Here is a 16,408-nt window from a genome sequence, read left to right on the forward strand (position 1 = left end):
TCCAAAAGGCAGCATCAACTATCACTTTATCAACTTTCAACCCTCCTTTAAATAAATTCCCTGGTCCGGCTCGAAATTTGGTCTGGTTAGGTTCGCCGGAAATCCGAGCTTATGAAACGAGTCATACGCGTTAATTGCAACAAAATCCTGCTCAAAAATGCCAAAAACACTGGAACCGCTTCCACTCATACTGGCATATCCTGCGCCAAATTCATAGAGCTGATCCTTCAGGTTTCCTACTAAATGGAGGCGTGGAAATACGGCTTTCTCCAACTCATTTATGAGGAGATACCGCCACTCTTCCGGTTCCTCTTCCAGTAATACATTCTTCAGGGAAAACTCCGGCTCGGGATTAGGCTCGCACATTTGGTAAGCTTCCGCAGTACTACTCTCAACATTTGGATACACGGTAACGATCCACGCATCTGGTTGAATATCAAGCTCCTCGATCTCATGCCCGAGCCCTGTTGCGAAGCCCGGCTTCCCTTTAATGAAGAAAGGAACATCGGCTCCAATTTTTTTACCTAACTCGATCAGGTCATTCTGAGATAATCCCAAATTGGCGATCTTGTTCATCATTCTAAGAGCGGTTGCTGCATTGCTGCTTCCTCCTCCTAAGCCGGCACCGATCGGAATGTTCTTCTCCACCTTAATATTAAACTCGTCTTTTAGCCCGGCTTCTTGCTGAAGCAATCGAATGGCCTTTACCACGAGATTGGTCTCGTCCACCGGAATTTTCGGGTCACTCATTTCCAGGTGCATACGGCCGGCTTTTACCTCAAACCGATCATTCCATTCTATAAAGCAAAAGCCTGACTCGATGTTATGATAACCGCTATCAAGCCTTTCAAGCACATTCAGCCCAAGGTTAATTTTAGCGTATGAATTTGAGATCCAGAGATCAGCCATTGTTCAAAAAGTCTTCTTTGTGTTCCATCATATAATTGAAAGCCGCATCATGTTCGTTCGGAATATCTCCGTTCAGGATCGCTTCTTTCACCGCATCTTTCACGTCGCCTACCATTTTACTTGGTTTTATATTCAGTGCCTCCATAATTTCCTCTCCTGAAAGCGGATTTTTCCATTTCCTTAGGCGATCTTTTTCCTCCACTTCTTTGATGCGCCGCTCCACATAATCAAAGTTTTTCTGATATTTCTCGTGCTTGTAGTCATTCTTTGTGGTGATGTCTGCACGGCATAATTTCATCAGATCATCGATGTCATCACCGGCCTCATAAATTAATCTGCGAATCGCGGAATCCGAAACTTCATCTGAAACCAAAGCAATGGGGCGGAGGTGCAGCCGCACTAATTTTCTCACATAACGCATGCGCTCATCCAGGGGGAGACCAAGTCGGCGAAAGATACGCTTTGTCCACTTGGCACCGAGAGCATCGTGGCCGTGAAAAGTCCACCCGGCTCGTTTTTCAAATCGCTGCGTGGGCGGTTTGGCAATATCGTGCATAATTGCTGCCCATCGAAGCCACAGACCTGCTCCCAGTTCGATCACATTATCAAGCACCTTCAGTGTATGCCAAAAGTTGTCTTTATGACGCACGCCATTGATCTCCCTGACCCCATGTAGCTCATGCATTTCCGGAAAGAATTCTTTCAGTAATCCGGTTTTAAACAACATGTTAAACCCCAGTGACGGATTATCACTCATGATTATCTTATTCAATTCATCAATAATGCGCTCTTTGGAAATAATGCTGATGCGATGAGCCATTTCTGTTATAGCCTGAAAGGTCTTTTCTTCGACCCTGAAATCCAGCTGAGAGGCAAAACGTATGGCACGCATCATTCGAAGGGGATCATCATCGAAAGTTTGATCCGGATCGATCGGCGTTTTGACAACCTTGTTTTCCAGGTCTTCCATCCCGCCAAATGGATCATTCAAAGCTCCATAATCTTCTTGGTTCAGCGACCATGACAAAGCGTTGATCGTCAGGTCCCGGCGCAGCTGATCATCCTTGAGCGTGCCATCTTCTACAATTGGTTTGCGAGAATTTTTACGATAGCTTTCTTTCCGGGCACCTACAAATTCCAGTTCAAGATCGCCCACTTTAACCTGTGCGGTCCCAAACTGTTTATATACAGCCAGTGAAGAACCCTCGATCTTCCCCGCCACTTTCTTAGCCAGGGTAATTCCCGGTCCTACTGTAACAAAATCAATATCTATCTCTCCTTCTTTAAGACGATTTAAATAGTAATCACGGACGTACCCGCCCACAACATAAACCGGGCAATCCAATTTTTGCCCTGCATCGCTTATGATGGTAAATATTTTTTGGTGTAAAGTTGGTATGTTCTTCATGTGTTCCAAAGCAACGCAAAGATAGGAATGTTAATGATTGCTTTCAGAGGATAACTAAGATATTTTCACTACAATTAATTTAGAGAATATACACGTCCGTTAATTCAAAATATTGATATGGGAAATACAAAAAAATGGGTCATTGCCACAAACGGGACTAAGTACGCAAGTGCGGCCGTTAAATATGCCGCTGAATTATTTCGGGATCTGCGCGCTGAACCTGAAGTTTACATTTTAGTCGTATCCGTTGATGATGACTCTGTTAACGAAGCCAAAGGCATTATTGAACTAGCAAAGTATACTTTTGAGGATATCGCCGGTAAAGAAGCCTCTTTAACCACATTGGTTGAAACCGGCGAACCGGGAAAAGTGATCGTGGAAAAAATGAATACTATTAAAGCTGATCACCTTTTCATTGGCGGGGCTGATTTTAAGTGGGATATAAATGAAGACGGGGCGGGAGGAATCAGTAATTATATTATTGACAATATCTCCGGCGGGGTTACTCTGATCAAGTAGGTTAAAAACGAGCCTAAGATTTTGATCAAATCTTAATTTCTAAAATCTTTGACGCCTTAGTTACGGCTTCTTTTGTTGAAAAACCCGTTTTTTTATCCACTCTAACTAAGTGTGGTTCCTGTTCTTTGAGCATACTCTCTTCATCATCTATGATTACATAGGAAGATATTTTTCGCAATCTTTTCTTTAGCCAATGATTTATTTCATGTCCTCTGCAATAATTTTCTCCTCCGGTCTGAGGTGCATTAGAAGGAGTTCTGTCGACAATATATTTTGCAGAGATATCATTTGACTCAAAAAACCTATAAAGATCATCCATACTATATTCATGCCTCCACGAAGATGTGATCACAATACGTGCATCATAATGCTTACAGAGCAATGAAATATGCTTACATGCTATAGGAGACCAGATCTTATTTGTGGCGGCACCCGTCTCAGATTTCTGAAATTTAAGATGATTTAGTGTATTCAACACCCCATCGATATCAAGAAAAATGATCGGATACGTCTTCATTTAAGCAAAAATTTATTTCTTATTCCCAAAGCTTCCCTAACCCAAAGTTCTGTGTGCAAGAGTTTTTACGTTTATTACCATCTAACGGTAACTAAAAAGAAGGTAGTGTTCAATAAAAAATACTTCAAGCTATGTCCTAATTAATATGGCTTTAAGATATTGATAATTATTAAACGACTATTTAGTAAAATTGTCCGGGTGATTAATTCAGAAAACCAACTTCCTCTCCTACTCGCCATTAAAGCCTCTTGCCTGTTTTCATCAATTAGACCGTGAGGTTCTGATAAGCATTCCCAACAGAGTCCATGGGAACAGATTAACAGTGGGTAAAGTCATCATGATACGTCCTTCCGAAAGATGTTCAAAAGTAAAGATTAACCCGTTAGCCTGGTTCCGGATCTTGGAGATTCTTCGTCCCGATATGTCATCGGGATCAGAATGACTCATAAGTGCTCTCTTGAATACAAAAAAATTCAATAGGTTCCACCTTGGGCGTTTTCCGCCTTTCCCGAACCATATAGAAAATCCATGTCCGGTTTTTCGGTTGCATAGTAGTGGACCCAAATGTAGATGTGAGAAAATCCCGTTGCTAAAAGAGCAGCCGAAGAGTCGAAGGCAAAAGCAATGGCCCAGTGCAAAAGAAATGCATATACGTACATTCCATTTTTTGTAAATCGAAATATTCCATTGTTCACTAACGGCATTTCCCGATACTGTGGGTCAAAGTGGTCGGCACCGGCAGCCCGCTTTAAACCAAAATAGCGCACTACACTATACATAGCATAGATTCCGGGAAGGGTAAGGATAGCGGTCAGTATGGTTTGATATAGAATGCTTAAGCCAAGACTTCCGCGATCCAGCCATGCCAAAGTGATCAGCAAAATAAATCGGCCTGCAAACAGCAGGAAGAAAAGGATCAGATACCTCTTAAAACCAATCACCCGGCCGGTAGCCCCGGATCTGAGTTCGAGTCGCCAGGCAAGCCATACATAAACCTGATGTGCTATTGGAATACCAATGGTGATCCAAAAAACAACCGGAAACGGACGTTCCAAAACCTTCCATCCATACCATACAAGCGGAAACAGTACGACCAGGCTACCCAAATGGAGTAACTGACCTGTGCTGACCTTCGGAGAATTTATGACATTCATATTTTAGAGGTTTTAATTACCGCTCTCCGGTTATCCTTTATCTGTCACTATGGGTCAATGAAAGGCTAAAATATTAAAATCCGGATTATTAGTCCTATCCAAGATCACAATCTTATACTTAAATCAGTAGTTATTCAAGACCCAACTCTCTCAGTTCATCAATTTGAGCCGAGTACTGGTCCGGTCTGGATTCAAAGTAGGCGAGAGATGCCCTCAGGTGGGTCTCAGCTTCCTTTTGTCGATTTAGATTCCAAAGACACATACCGAGAGTGAATCGCGCACTGTTCAGATCAGCATGGTCATCTGGAAGTACGTTTCTTAATGCATAAGCCCGCTCTGCATACGGTAATGCCTCTTCAGATCGGTTTTGTTTCCGGAGCGCCTCGGCCAGTCCTTTCAATGGATAGGACAACCTAATGTGATCTGTAGGCAGAAGTCTCTCTCCGTGGTCCAGACTTTCACGAATAATTGTTTCGGCTCGTGAATAATCTCCCATTCGCAGGAATACGTTACCGTAACTCTGCAAAATCCCTGATATATAGAAGTTATCATTCCCATACTCTTCCCTGAATATAGCCAGAACATCCCGGTAGGTTTCAGCAGCTTCTTCGAGTCTGCCCGCACCTGAATAAGCCCGGGCTGTATTGGAGTGTGCAGCAAGAGTATTCAAATGCCCGGGCCCAAAGATCTCAAGACGCATTTGGTGTGCCTCAATGGCAAAAGGAATCGCCTTTTCATATTCACCCATATTTTGATATAAACTGGATATATGATTCAGAGTGGAGGCTATCTTTTCGTGAATATCGGGGAAACGCGCCCTGCTTAGCTCCAGCGACTGAAAAAGGTATTTCTCAGCTTTTTCAAAATCACCAACGCGCCGATAATTAGTTCCAAGATAGAAAATAAAATCATCATAGGATTCTCCGGCCTGTTCCTGATTTTGTTCATAGATCGGTTGTATGAGCATCAACACGGAATCTGCCATCTCATACTCCTGATTGGCATCAAGGTGGTAGGTATAGTCGAGGTTAATACTTGCAAATTCGAGTCCCTCCGGCTCAAGATATTGGTTGGCGAGATCCAGCGCGCGATGCATCATAGCAAGTGCCTCATCATATTTTCCGGACTTATCCAGAATAATAGACCGATCTGCCAGCATATCGATATACTTGAATGAAGTTGTGTCCTGAGTTTCCCGATAAAGTTCTGTCGCAATGGAGGAAAGTGAATCCGCTTTTTCCATCTTGATCAGGTTCGCATAAATATTAGCCATTATGATCAATAATTCTGACCTAGTTTTAGGATCACTGACCAGTTCATTATTTATATATGTAGTACTCATATCTACCATGCCCAAAGCCGATAACTCCTGCCCCTGATTTTGCATAGGATCGATCGACCTCAATGAACTTCCGAGCACAGAAGCGATGCGGGTAGCCCGAAGTGCTTCACTTTGTGCTCTCTCTGTCTCACTTTTCAATTCATTGGTATACACCAGGATAAGAATGGTTACTGTGATCAATGAAAAAATACCGACCAATGACGCAACAAGGTTACGTTTCATCCATTTATTAAGCCGATAGACGGGTCTTTTTGAATATGTATATACCGGGCGCTGATCTATCCAGTTCCTTATCTCATCACCTAATTCCGACACATTTTGAAACCTCTGCACCGGATCCTCTTGCATCGCTTTATTGAAAATTGCCCTTAACTCTTTTGAAACAGGATGTGAATCGCAGCTTTCTTTTCGAAATTCTTTTTTGGGATGGCAGCCGGTCAGCAGCTCGGCCATAATCACTCCAAGGCTGTAAATATCGGCTGCCGTTGAGGTTGATTCCCCGCTGATCTGCTCCGGAGAAGCATAGGCTAGAGTCATGGCTTTTATCCCGTACTGCTCGGTTTCTGATTCTTCCAAAATTTTGGCAATACCAAAATCCAGCAACTTTACCTTTGGATGTTCTTCGTCTCCGGTAACCATGATGTTTCCGGGCTTGAGGTCTCGATGGACGATCAGATTCTTGTGGGCATACTGAACCGCATCAATTACATCTAGGATCAGATTTAATCTCTTGTTAAGTGTGAGATCCAATCTATTGCAGTAGTCAAGTATGTTCTCTCCCTTAACATGCTCCATGGCAAACCATGGGCGTTCCTCACCGGTTATTCCACCATCGATCAATCTGGCAATATTAGGATGCTGCAGACGGGCAAGAATACTGCGCTCCCCCAAAAACCGGTTAATGGCCGACTCAGAACCCATACCATATTTGATAAGCTTTAGTGCCACGGTCTGTTCAAACCCGCCTTCTATACGACTGGCCAGATAAACATTCCCCATTCCTCCGGATCCGATCTTCTTGTCGATCTGAAAAGACCCAACCTGAACACCTTCCAAAGGAAAAAGCTCCGACAGGTCAATTTGCTCAATGGCAAATCCATCAAGCAAAGAGGTATGATCAGAATCTGCTTTTAGTAGTGTAATGAGTTCCTCGTAAATGAGTGGGTCTTCTGTTTTAACTGAATTAAGTCTTTCCGTCCTCAATTCAGGATCCAGATCAATGATCTCTTTAAAAAGGGTATTGATCTTTTTCCATTCTGCTGATTTCATGGACCTCTTACTTTAATATTTCGACGTCTGTTTAGGATATTCTACACAGACTTAGTTAGTACTACCCGCGCAGGATCCGCTGTAAAGTGGCGAATCTTTTTTATCAGTTTCCCAATTCTCTTTTCAGCCAGGCGCGGGCCACCCGCCAGTCGTAACGAACAGAATGTTCAGTTCCCCCCATTACCTCGGCAATTTCCTTGTAATTCATTCCACCAAAAAAACGGTATTGAACGATCTGGGCCTGCCGTTCATCCATTTCCTCTAACTTTTTCATGGCCTCATCCAGGTCCAGAAACTCATTAAGACGTGCATTATACGGTGCCATTCCATCGGTAAAAGTTACCACCGGATCTTTCCCTCCCCGTTTCTCTGCATTTTTTTTCCGTGCATAACTGATCAGAATTCTGCGCATGGCAAGTGCTGCGATCGCGAGAAAATGTGAACGATTCTTGTAAGAGGCCTTATCCTGATCTACCAGTTTCAAATAGGCCTCATTGACTAAAGCTGTTGTCTGCAACGTATGGCCGCCTCTTTCATGCCTCAGCTGAAGATGAGCCTCATTTCGCAGATGATCATACACCAATGGATAAACTTTATCGATGATCCGTGAATCATTTTCTTTTACCCCATTTAATAGCATTGTTATGTTGTTTTCATCAATTTTCATGCTAATAACCCCCTCATAGATCTTAATAGTACCCTTTATTAAGTGATACGGCACTAATATCAAATAATCTAACTGAACCAAATTAGATCTACAACATTTGACCCTATTTTTAATAAACAGACGGGCAGGCTTACCCATGCTGAAAATTTTTATTGCGCCAGTTTCCCCAACCTAATGCGCGTACAGTGACAGGAATATCCTATTCAACCTTCAATAGCCTATCACTATCATGAAAAAATCAATTAAACCAATAGCCGAAGTACCTATAGCTGTCTGCGGCTTAGTGATTTTCGCTCTTTTTATATTTACTTCTTGCTCCGATAACGGTACCTCAACCGACACGGACACTGAACTGACGTTTGAAAGTGTAATCGCCTCAGCCGGTTTGCCGGGCGAGTTCCCCGAATCCAGAACCACCGACACCCTGTCCGTAAGCGAACCGGAAGCGGACGACCGGCCGTCAGATGAAGGCGGAAGCACCGAAACCCAGCGCTGGATCTGTACCACAAAAACCCTGAGTGTACTGGACGGCAACGGGCAATTTCCGCTTTTTAATACCAATGCGGATGTGGTCTATCCCGGCAACCTGCTACAGGGAAAGTCCCTATCAAATGCCACACCTGCGCCTATTGTAGTGGAGCGGGCAGGCGGAACTATTTCCTACGATCTGAACAACGGTAACCTTACTTCCACCTTCACTGTCGATAAGGTTAGCAAAAGCTCTATCCAAAATGCCATGAACAATATCATCTCGAATGCGGGCGAAGTGGTACCCGCCAACTTTCATCTGGATATTGAGGAAGTACAGTCTGAACAACAGCTGGCCCTTGAGATGGGGCTGAATGTAAACACATTTGCCACCAAGGTGCAGTCCAATATGTCGTTCAGTACCGACCGATCCTATAACCGCTTCCTGGTCAAGCTCACGCAGAGTTACTACACTATGAGCTTTGACCTGCCCACCAGCCTCAGTCAGCTTTTTGATGAAAGTGTAACACCCGAACAGCTTGCCAACTATGTGCAGCCGGATAATCCTGCTACTTTCATCTCTTCAGTTACGTATGGTCGCATTTTTTACATGCTGGTGGAATCTACTTCCTCTAGCCAAGAGATGGAAGCCAGACTGAATATCTCGTACGGATCCTTTAATAACAAAGCAAGTGGCAGTGTGGATGTTGATAGTTTCCAGGAGATGAACAATGTGAAGATCAAAGTGATAGCTTATGGCGGTGATGCCTCCGGTACTTTCCAGCTGCCTGCAGAACCGACCATCCAAAACATTGCCGACAGGCTCGCTGAAAGCACAGACATCCGTGCGGGACTGCCGCTCTCATATGTGGTTCGAAGTGTTGAGCGGCCGGATAAGGTTGTAGGTACCAGCATAGCCACAGAGTTCGATGTGGTTAACTGTGAGCTGAAAGGAACCCTGCCGCCTGTCACTTTCGTGGGATGGGTGGATCTTTTTGATGATGGCGTGGGGGCGGCTACCAATGTTCGTGATGATATTGTCATCCTGTTCAACGGTGCCGGCACAGAGTATGCCTGGTTCCATGACCGTCAAATAAAAGGAGAAGCATATAATATTGCCGACAACGCGGCTCCTTTGGGTGTTGTTCCTTTTGATGCTGTGGGTTCAGCATTGTTGTTCGATGACGGCAGTATCTATCTGATGAACAAAGAAGGCACCAAATATGCGCCTTATTCTTTTTCTCCGGGTGAGGTATCTGGTGATCCCCAAAACACACCCTTCGGTCAATATAGCGGGACATTTGATATTAACAACTGGGGCAATAACGATGATCATCCCTTTGCCGTTGAGGGTATGGGCGCCGCCACAATGCGAATTAATATACCTTCCGGTATAAATTACAGCATGTATCTCTTCAACAACAACGGAGATGAGTATGTACCGTACGAGGATGGAACATTTGGCTCAGTTACAGATTTTGCGAATTGGGGGCCAGCCGACCAGCATGAGGAATTCACCGTAGTCGGTGCAGCCACCCGTATTCAGCTCGGATCTACCGAACATAATATCTTTTTCAACAAAGAAGGCGACGAGTTTGTGATTTTTGATTTCCAGGGAAATGGTGGAGCAAAGCAATTCTCACAACCTTATATCATAAACTAATGACAGGATAAACAGGATTGCCCTGGTGAATGAAATATTCGGCGACAGCGGTAACTTCCAGTTTGCCAACCGTAGTTTCGGCGCAGTAACGAAAGTAGTTTTAATGAAGATAAAAGGTGCTTTTAGTGATAGAAACATTGCCAGAAGCACCTTTTTTTAATTCACCGCATTGGCGGTATTCTTCTCACCCCTCAAAAAACTTTCCCCAGTTCATCTGTTTTTTGCGCGTATAGAGTTAGACCTCTAATTCTAACTCAATCATAGTACAATGAAAAACTCACTTACATCCTGTTATCAGGATTTTGACCTTAAGCGGATACTGATTATTGTTATTGGTGTTCTGATGGTTACTGCCGCCTCATGCTCCGACAGTGGCGAGATCATCGGTCCCGAGGAACCCGGGGAAATAGAAGTACTCAATGGTATTACTGCAGATGAGCTAGACGCTTATGCAGGTGATTTAGGACTAATTATTAATACCAGGGCTTTAGTAAAAAAGGGCTACAATCCTGCAAAAGTGAATATTACCACAACCGCTTCAGAGGGTAACTACGACCAGGAATTGGCTGTCGATCCGTTCACCAATATTGCACAACTTAAACTTCCAGTTGAAGACCTATCTGAAAGTGCTGAGGCGGAACTTAGAAATGGTGTTGGATTAGAAATTGAGATTACTGATGACGCAAACAATGTTATAACCTTTGCAAGCTATAGTGTTCTTTCATTTGAAGAAAACGAGAATCAAATTGATATAGATGCAACGGCGTTAGATCATCAATCTCAGGATTTACATTTTAAAGATAATATGCACCATTACCTGCAACCGGTAAACTCAAATGGCAGTTATGGCAGTTTTGTTGTCTATAAACCAACAAGTGCTTTAGATACCGGAGTAAGATTAGTGGAGAGAGAAACAACATTTTGGCCAGGTACAACCACTGAACAATTTTTGTTGTATAAATTCCCTAATGAAGACAATGTTTTTGCTTTGTATTCTGCTAATACTTATCGCTATTTAACAATTGGTAATACCACAAGAACGTTTAGACAATCGGGTGCATATTCTTATCCTGATGTTAGCCCAGGTAGTTTAGAAGATGATTACAAGTTTAAAATTCAAAAAGAAGCTAATGGATTATATACAATTAGAGGGGTTACAGATAATAATCCATTAAGAAGATTTGGTAACAGTGGTGATATTAACTGGCACACCAACACTTCAGGGACTCTTCAGTATTTTAGAATTATAACCTTAGATACAGAATGGCAATTCACTCTGTTAGATACAGAACATCTTCAACCTATTTTGCCTGCGGTAGAAACGTCATTTGGCTTTAACAGTACTTTAATAAATTGTGGCTCCGGTTCTTTAGAGCAACAAGTGGGTATAGAGCGGGAAATAACTACCACATATACCAGTGCATTTTCCGAGAGTGTTGGGTTAAGTGGCAGAATAACAACTAATGTTGATGTTTCTGTAAGTGCAACTGCTGAAGCCAGTTTTTTTGGGAGTGGCGGTTCTGTAACCGGTGAAGTTTCAGCCGGGCTTGAGGTATCTACAGAAGCAAGTACGACAACTACTGTTTCTAACGAGGAATCTGTATCAGAAACAAACACATTCTTTTCTAATAGAACGGTAACGGTACCACCGGGAAGCGCATCTCTTGTGTATGATGCTTACCAAACTTATTCCGATGTTAAGGTTCCTTATGTAAAAAGACTCAGACTGAAAGGTAATCTTGCTAATTCCTCAGATTTTCTTACAGGTTTGGAAATCGCAACTCAACTAAATATGGCGAATTTCTCCGGTGTTATTACAAATATTGGCTCTGACTATGTTGAAGTAACCATACGCGGAAATATGCTTTTAGACAATATTGTAGATACGCAAACCGAAGTAAGAGATGTTCCGGCAAATTGCAGCTAATTATTGCCAGTAATTAGGAAAGCGACGGTTATAAACGTAATTGTCGTTTTCCCTTTTTTCATTATGATCAGTTTTGAGGCAAAAATTAGCCTGCTAATTCATTGTTACCAACAGTTCGGCGGTGTAGTCCTCTTTATTGATATTCTCTTCGGCCTTGGGATAGGGGCTCAATGACAGTAGTTTGACGTTATATTGAGAAATATTGGCTTCCTTGGGGTCTGAGTAGGTATTTAGGTCAGCTTCCAGGTCATTTAATTGAATGATAATTCTTGCATTTCCTGCCCACACACAAGCCACATCGTCCGGGCATCGTGAGTCTTCTGCCAGCTCATCAAACCGGACACTAATTTGTTCGTCTTGAAATACCAGGCTTTCTCCATACTTAATTTTAAAGGTCTCACCGATCTCAGGATTCACTGTGATCACGGAATCTTGACAACCAAGAATCAGGAAAGAAGTGACGAGTGCACTTATCAGTATTTTTTTCATAACAATTCCTCTATTTAATAAGAGTAGCTTCCTTTTGATTTTAGGGTATTTGTTTGCCTTTTTCAAGGCGGCGGTATTAGTACCCATACTCAGCCTTATGGTAACGTTTCGGATTAGAGCTATGTTATGAGGATCAAAATGATCTTGATCAGGACAATCTTGGAATATTAGCCGCACCTCCGTCTAATCGTTAAACCGCGTGCCTTTTTCATCGGTTGGAGCAGGAGGTCCTGGCTTGCATTCCCAGCCGGGTGGTTGGGAATGAGTTTATAATTCTAAGCCGAAAAAAATAATTAAGGTCTTACGAAGTATCAGGTTATTCCAGTGTATTTGCCTCCACGCCTTCGAATGTCATCTTGATCGGTTTTATGAAACCATCTTCATCAAAGTACATCCGGTCGATACTGACAACCCGGTGGTGGGGATCATCTGTATCCAGCGGGCGGCGATGGTACACCACATAGTATTCTTCTTTGTCTGGGGTGATGATGACGGAGTGATGTCCGGCCCCACGGGCAACGGTAGAATCCTGTTGCAGCACTTTTCCGATCCGCTCAAAGGGACCTGTGGGTGAGTCACCAATGGCATAAGCCACACTGTAGTCCGGCCCCATCCAGCCGCCCTCCGACCACATGAAATAATATTTTTCGTCTTTTTTGAAAACAAAAGATCCTTCCACGTAACTATCCGGGGTTATTTCCTTGTAGTACTCCCCGTTTTCAAACGGCTCCAGGCTGAGGAGATCGTCGCTGAGTTTTACTACATTGCAATGGCGCCAGCCGCCATAAAACATATAAAACTGTCCGTCGTCATCTTTAAAAACAAACTGATCGATAGGCTGGGCACCGTTATGAAATTCGCTGATCAAAGGCTCGCCCAGGGCATCTTTATACGGACCTTCCGGCTGGTCGGCTACGGCTACTCCGATCCCTCCATATTCTTCGTTACTTTGAATGTCATTAGCCGAGAAGAAGAGATAATACTGATCGTTGGCCTGTATGATCGATGGCGCCCACATGGAATAGGACGCCCATTTAACATCCTTTATATCTAATACATGCGAGTGCTTTTCCCAGTTGACCAGGTCTTTGGATGAGAAAGCATCAAAAAACGTTTGAATCAGGTATTGCTCGTTGATGGCTTGCGAACGGGCAGCGAGTTGTTCTTCTGTAAATACTGAAGATGTATCCGGTTCTCCATAATGATCGGAATAGGTGGGAAAGATCCAGTATTCGTTATCAAAGATGATGCCTTCGGGATCGGCATACCAGCCTTCAATCACGGGGTTGCCTGCACGAACGGTTTGGGATTCGGATTCAGTTTGTGAACAGGAAATGAAGAGCACTGATATTATGCTGAATAGAAAAAATTTTTTCACGGCGGCAGTATTTTTTGGATAAAATTATTTTCGGATAAATAAAATATAATAATGTGATGAAATTTGCGGTAACAAATAAAAATGATAGTGCAATAGAGTCACACAGTCAGTGCCTGGTTCTTATTGTCTGTTTTCATCTTAAGGATCTGAAAGTACGGATAGCTACCGGTCAGGATGGTGAAACGAGGTAAGAATGAGGCAAAGCCTTCAAATAGCATTTCGGAGCTGAGCTCCGGAAGGAGGTTAATTACTTGGTCAGTATAATCTGTATAGATTCTTTATGCCGAAATGACTAGGGGGGTATTACCTAATAATTTCATTCCATGCCTTCTCAAAATCCTTTTCATATCTCTCTCTCCAATCCTCACCATTTATTTTCTCAAGGTATTTCTCAACCTCTTGATTATACCGGATAATTGCTTGACCTAGCTTAGATCGTTGAGAGGGATTCAGTTCTTTATAATTTGTTGTCACCTTTTTGGTACTAAACCCATACTTTTTTCTGATCTCTGCTTCCCTGGCTTTTAACCTTTTAAGTGCTTCTCTATCGAAAATCTCCCAGATAGTAATTGAATTATCTTTGAATTCAACTAACCCTTTTTCAATGTCTTTTTTAGCCTCCTTTGCTCCGAATGGTAATTCCTCAGGATCATAAATATGACCTAACTGAAAATCTTTATTTAATTTTTCTCCTTTACTCAGCTGAATATTTACTGTTTCAGGCTCATAAGCGATATGTGTTACCTCAATGATATAATTACCTGGATTAAGGCCTGTAATTATATAGCGTGCAGAATCCTGACTTGTTGATGTGCCAGCGATAATCGATGAATCCTGATCCATTACTATTACTACCGCACCCGGAAGAGAAAGAGGATCATGTTCAATAAGTTTAGGGGCAAAAATAAATAGATTTGTAGAGTCTTCGATTACTTGTACAAAACCAGTAATCGATGCTTTCTTTTCTATACTTTGACTATGCGTTTTAAAAGGCATTAATACCTGAAACAGGATAAAAAAGGAGGCGAGATATTTTATATAAGTTTTACCCATCCTGTTTTCTTAATCGGTTAATGGTGGATATAGTTTCTATGAATCAATAAACGGCTAAAAAGTTAAAACAAGCAACTCCGGAAACCAACGGCACGTCCATGTCCCCAGTTAATGAGCTTACTATACAGACCTTTACTTTTCGGACCAGATACAATACAGAAATTCTTCACCTGCAATTTCAAGTATCTCTGCTCTATTTCTAATCATTTTTACAACTTCACTAGTTAGGTAACCAAAATATTTGAGTCTTGCACATAGCGTGCGAATATAAGCTCTGCCTGCATGTTGGCATAAGTAAGCAATTGAAATATTTGATATGTTTTTTTCGGCATCAAATCTTTCCGAATCATCTTCTGAAGGCCCAATTATTTGAAAACCTAATTGCTGCAAGGCGAAGGCTTGTGAATGAGCCATTGAAGATAGTATTCTGTATACTTTTGGGTCGTTTAGTTCACTTCCGCAGAGATCTGTTATACTTGGAAGGTGGGTCCCTAATTTAGTAGGTATTCCATTTTTGACTTTTGTTTCAGCACCAAGTTCTTCTGCAAGACTTAATAACTTTATAAACTGTTCCTTAGATGGCCCATCTATAGTTGGTTCATTTTTAGCCAATCTATCTTGTTCCTGCAAGCCATCAAGTCTTAATGCTAAACTTCTATTAACGCGATCTTCTGCTGATAAGTAAGGATTTCCTATCCAAATACTTAACGCTGAGGCTTCAAGAATGCTTCTAGTCAGGCTCCATGGAGCAATAGTCTCAACAGGTTCTGTTAAAGATTTTATAAGACAATACATATAATCAGATGCGCTTTCTAAAAGCATATAGGATTGATCTTGTGCTGTTTTAATTGAAACCGGCCGTTTGAAGGAATTAAGTTCGATATCAGCGACAGAATTTTCTACAGGTTCATGATTATATGCATTAATAAGTGACGCTGATTCAGATAAAATCCCATCAAGTGCATCTCTCATATTTAGAGCTTTCTGTAGTGAAATTTTAGTCATTCAATTTTTAGCTGTATAACATATGACTGAGCGGATTTGACAATCCACACTAATTCGTTGCATTATATTTTAAATCCCTATAAAATCAAAGTAAACAACTGATTTACAGTGCTATACGGATTTCAAGCTCCCTAGCTTTGCATAACATAAAATTCCTTTCCTATTGGATATTGAATCTTCCTTTCCCCTATTTTAGCCTCGTTGTTAGCAATCATTACAAATCTATTCCTGCGTGACTTTAGACCTGTTTGAACCTGCCGCCTTTACCCAAAAAGACCGGGTAAATAATGCCTTGGGGGAGGAACTTCCTCCGCATGATCCCGGCGTGTACACCATGTACGACCGTCATGATCAGGTGATGTATGTGGGCAAAGCTAAGGATCTGCAGCAGCGGGTCACCTCGTACCGGTATTCCAGATCTAAAAAAATACAGCGGATGATCGCTCACCTGGAGCGCATTTCTTATGAGGTTTGCAATTCAGAAACGGATGCCATCCTCCTGGAAAATCTGCTTATTCGTTCGCTTCGGCCGCCTTTCAATCACGCCAACAAAAAGCCGGAGACCTATTATTACATTTCCACTGCGCGCCGGGGCTATAACCGCGAATTCCGTCTTTCAATGCGGGTGCTTGATGATTAC

Annotated in this window: 14 protein-coding genes; 4 read left to right on the forward strand and 10 right to left on the reverse strand. The window is 42.4% G+C overall.

Translation table 11 applies throughout. The features are described 5' to 3' along the window. Positions 1-36: 36 nt before the first annotated feature. Entirely contained in the window at positions 37-909 is an 873-nt protein-coding gene (gene ispE / locus VFM80_RS03340; RefSeq protein WP_395069539.1) for a 4-(cytidine 5'-diphospho)-2-C-methyl-D-erythritol kinase, read from the reverse strand. After that, a complete protein-coding gene (locus VFM80_RS03345; RefSeq protein ID WP_395069541.1) occupies positions 902-2,317 on the reverse strand; it encodes a CCA tRNA nucleotidyltransferase in 1,416 nt (471 codons plus the stop codon). The genes ispE and VFM80_RS03345 overlap by 8 nt, the downstream gene beginning before the upstream one ends. Before the next feature lie 117 nt (positions 2,318-2,434). On the opposite strand from VFM80_RS03345, the gene VFM80_RS03350 reads away from it, so the two are divergent. After that, positions 2,435-2,836 (forward strand): universal stress protein, encoded by a 402-nt coding sequence (locus VFM80_RS03350; protein ID WP_395069543.1) that lies wholly within the window; start codon positions 2,435-2,437, stop codon positions 2,834-2,836. 25 nt (positions 2,837-2,861) lie between these two features. On the opposite strand, the gene VFM80_RS03355 is transcribed toward VFM80_RS03350, so the two are convergent. From VFM80_RS03355 to VFM80_RS03370, 4 genes are all read right to left on the reverse strand, one after another. Beyond that, positions 2,862-3,353, reverse strand: coding sequence for an HAD domain-containing protein (locus VFM80_RS03355; protein WP_395069545.1), 492 nt, complete (start codon positions 3,351-3,353; stop codon positions 2,862-2,864). 473 nt (positions 3,354-3,826) lie between these two features. Then, complete coding sequence (locus VFM80_RS03360; RefSeq protein WP_395069547.1) at positions 3,827-4,507, reverse strand: methyltransferase; 681 nt, start codon at positions 4,505-4,507, stop codon at positions 3,827-3,829. Between the two features lie 130 nt (positions 4,508-4,637). Further along, positions 4,638-7,118 (reverse strand): protein kinase domain-containing protein, encoded by a 2,481-nt coding sequence (locus VFM80_RS03365; RefSeq protein ID WP_395069549.1) that lies wholly within the window; start codon positions 7,116-7,118, stop codon positions 4,638-4,640. Positions 7,119-7,221: 103 nt separating this feature from the next. Then, positions 7,222-7,785, reverse strand: coding sequence for an ECF-type sigma factor (locus tag VFM80_RS03370; RefSeq protein ID WP_395069551.1), 564 nt, complete (start codon positions 7,783-7,785; stop codon positions 7,222-7,224). 229 nt (positions 7,786-8,014) lie between these two features. Between VFM80_RS03370 and VFM80_RS03375 the strand changes: the two genes are divergently transcribed. Both VFM80_RS03375 and VFM80_RS03380 read left to right on the forward strand, forming a co-directional pair. Further along, positions 8,015-9,916, forward strand: coding sequence for a thiol-activated cytolysin family protein (locus VFM80_RS03375; protein ID WP_395069553.1), 1,902 nt, complete (start codon positions 8,015-8,017; stop codon positions 9,914-9,916). A gap of 268 nt (positions 9,917-10,184) precedes the next feature. Continuing rightward, a complete protein-coding gene (locus VFM80_RS03380) occupies positions 10,185-11,843 on the forward strand; it encodes a hypothetical protein (protein WP_395069555.1) in 1,659 nt (552 codons plus the stop codon). 93 nt (positions 11,844-11,936) lie between these two features. Here VFM80_RS03380 and VFM80_RS03385 read toward each other — a convergent pair whose 3' ends face one another. The 4 genes from VFM80_RS03385 to VFM80_RS03400 all read right to left on the reverse strand — a co-directional run bounded on the left by VFM80_RS03385 (position 11,937) and on the right by VFM80_RS03400 (position 15,735). Beyond that, on the reverse strand, positions 11,937-12,332 hold the full coding sequence (locus VFM80_RS03385) for a hypothetical protein (protein WP_395069557.1): 396 nt from the start codon (positions 12,330-12,332) through the stop codon (positions 11,937-11,939). 316 nt (positions 12,333-12,648) lie between these two features. Next, the gene (locus VFM80_RS03390) at positions 12,649-13,686 is read right to left on the reverse strand and encodes a glycoside hydrolase family 43 protein (RefSeq protein WP_395069565.1); all 1,038 of its coding nucleotides are present in this window, start codon (positions 13,684-13,686) and stop codon (positions 12,649-12,651) included. 327 nt (positions 13,687-14,013) lie between these two features. Continuing rightward, positions 14,014-14,763: a carboxypeptidase-like regulatory domain-containing protein gene (locus tag VFM80_RS03395; RefSeq protein WP_395069559.1), complete on the reverse strand. Its 750-nt coding sequence runs from the start codon at positions 14,761-14,763 to the stop codon at positions 14,014-14,016. 132 nt (positions 14,764-14,895) lie between these two features. Further along, entirely contained in the window at positions 14,896-15,735 is an 840-nt protein-coding gene (locus tag VFM80_RS03400) for a hypothetical protein (RefSeq protein WP_395069561.1), read from the reverse strand. Between the two features lie 265 nt (positions 15,736-16,000). Here VFM80_RS03400 and VFM80_RS03405 point away from each other — a divergent pair. Then, a partial coding sequence (locus VFM80_RS03405) for a nucleotide excision repair endonuclease (protein WP_395069563.1) occupies positions 16,001-16,408 on the forward strand: 408 nt, incomplete at its 3' end.

It is taken from the genome of Gracilimonas sp. (assembly GCF_035704785.1).
Taxonomy (GTDB): domain Bacteria; phylum Bacteroidota; class Rhodothermia; order Balneolales; family Balneolaceae; genus Gracilimonas.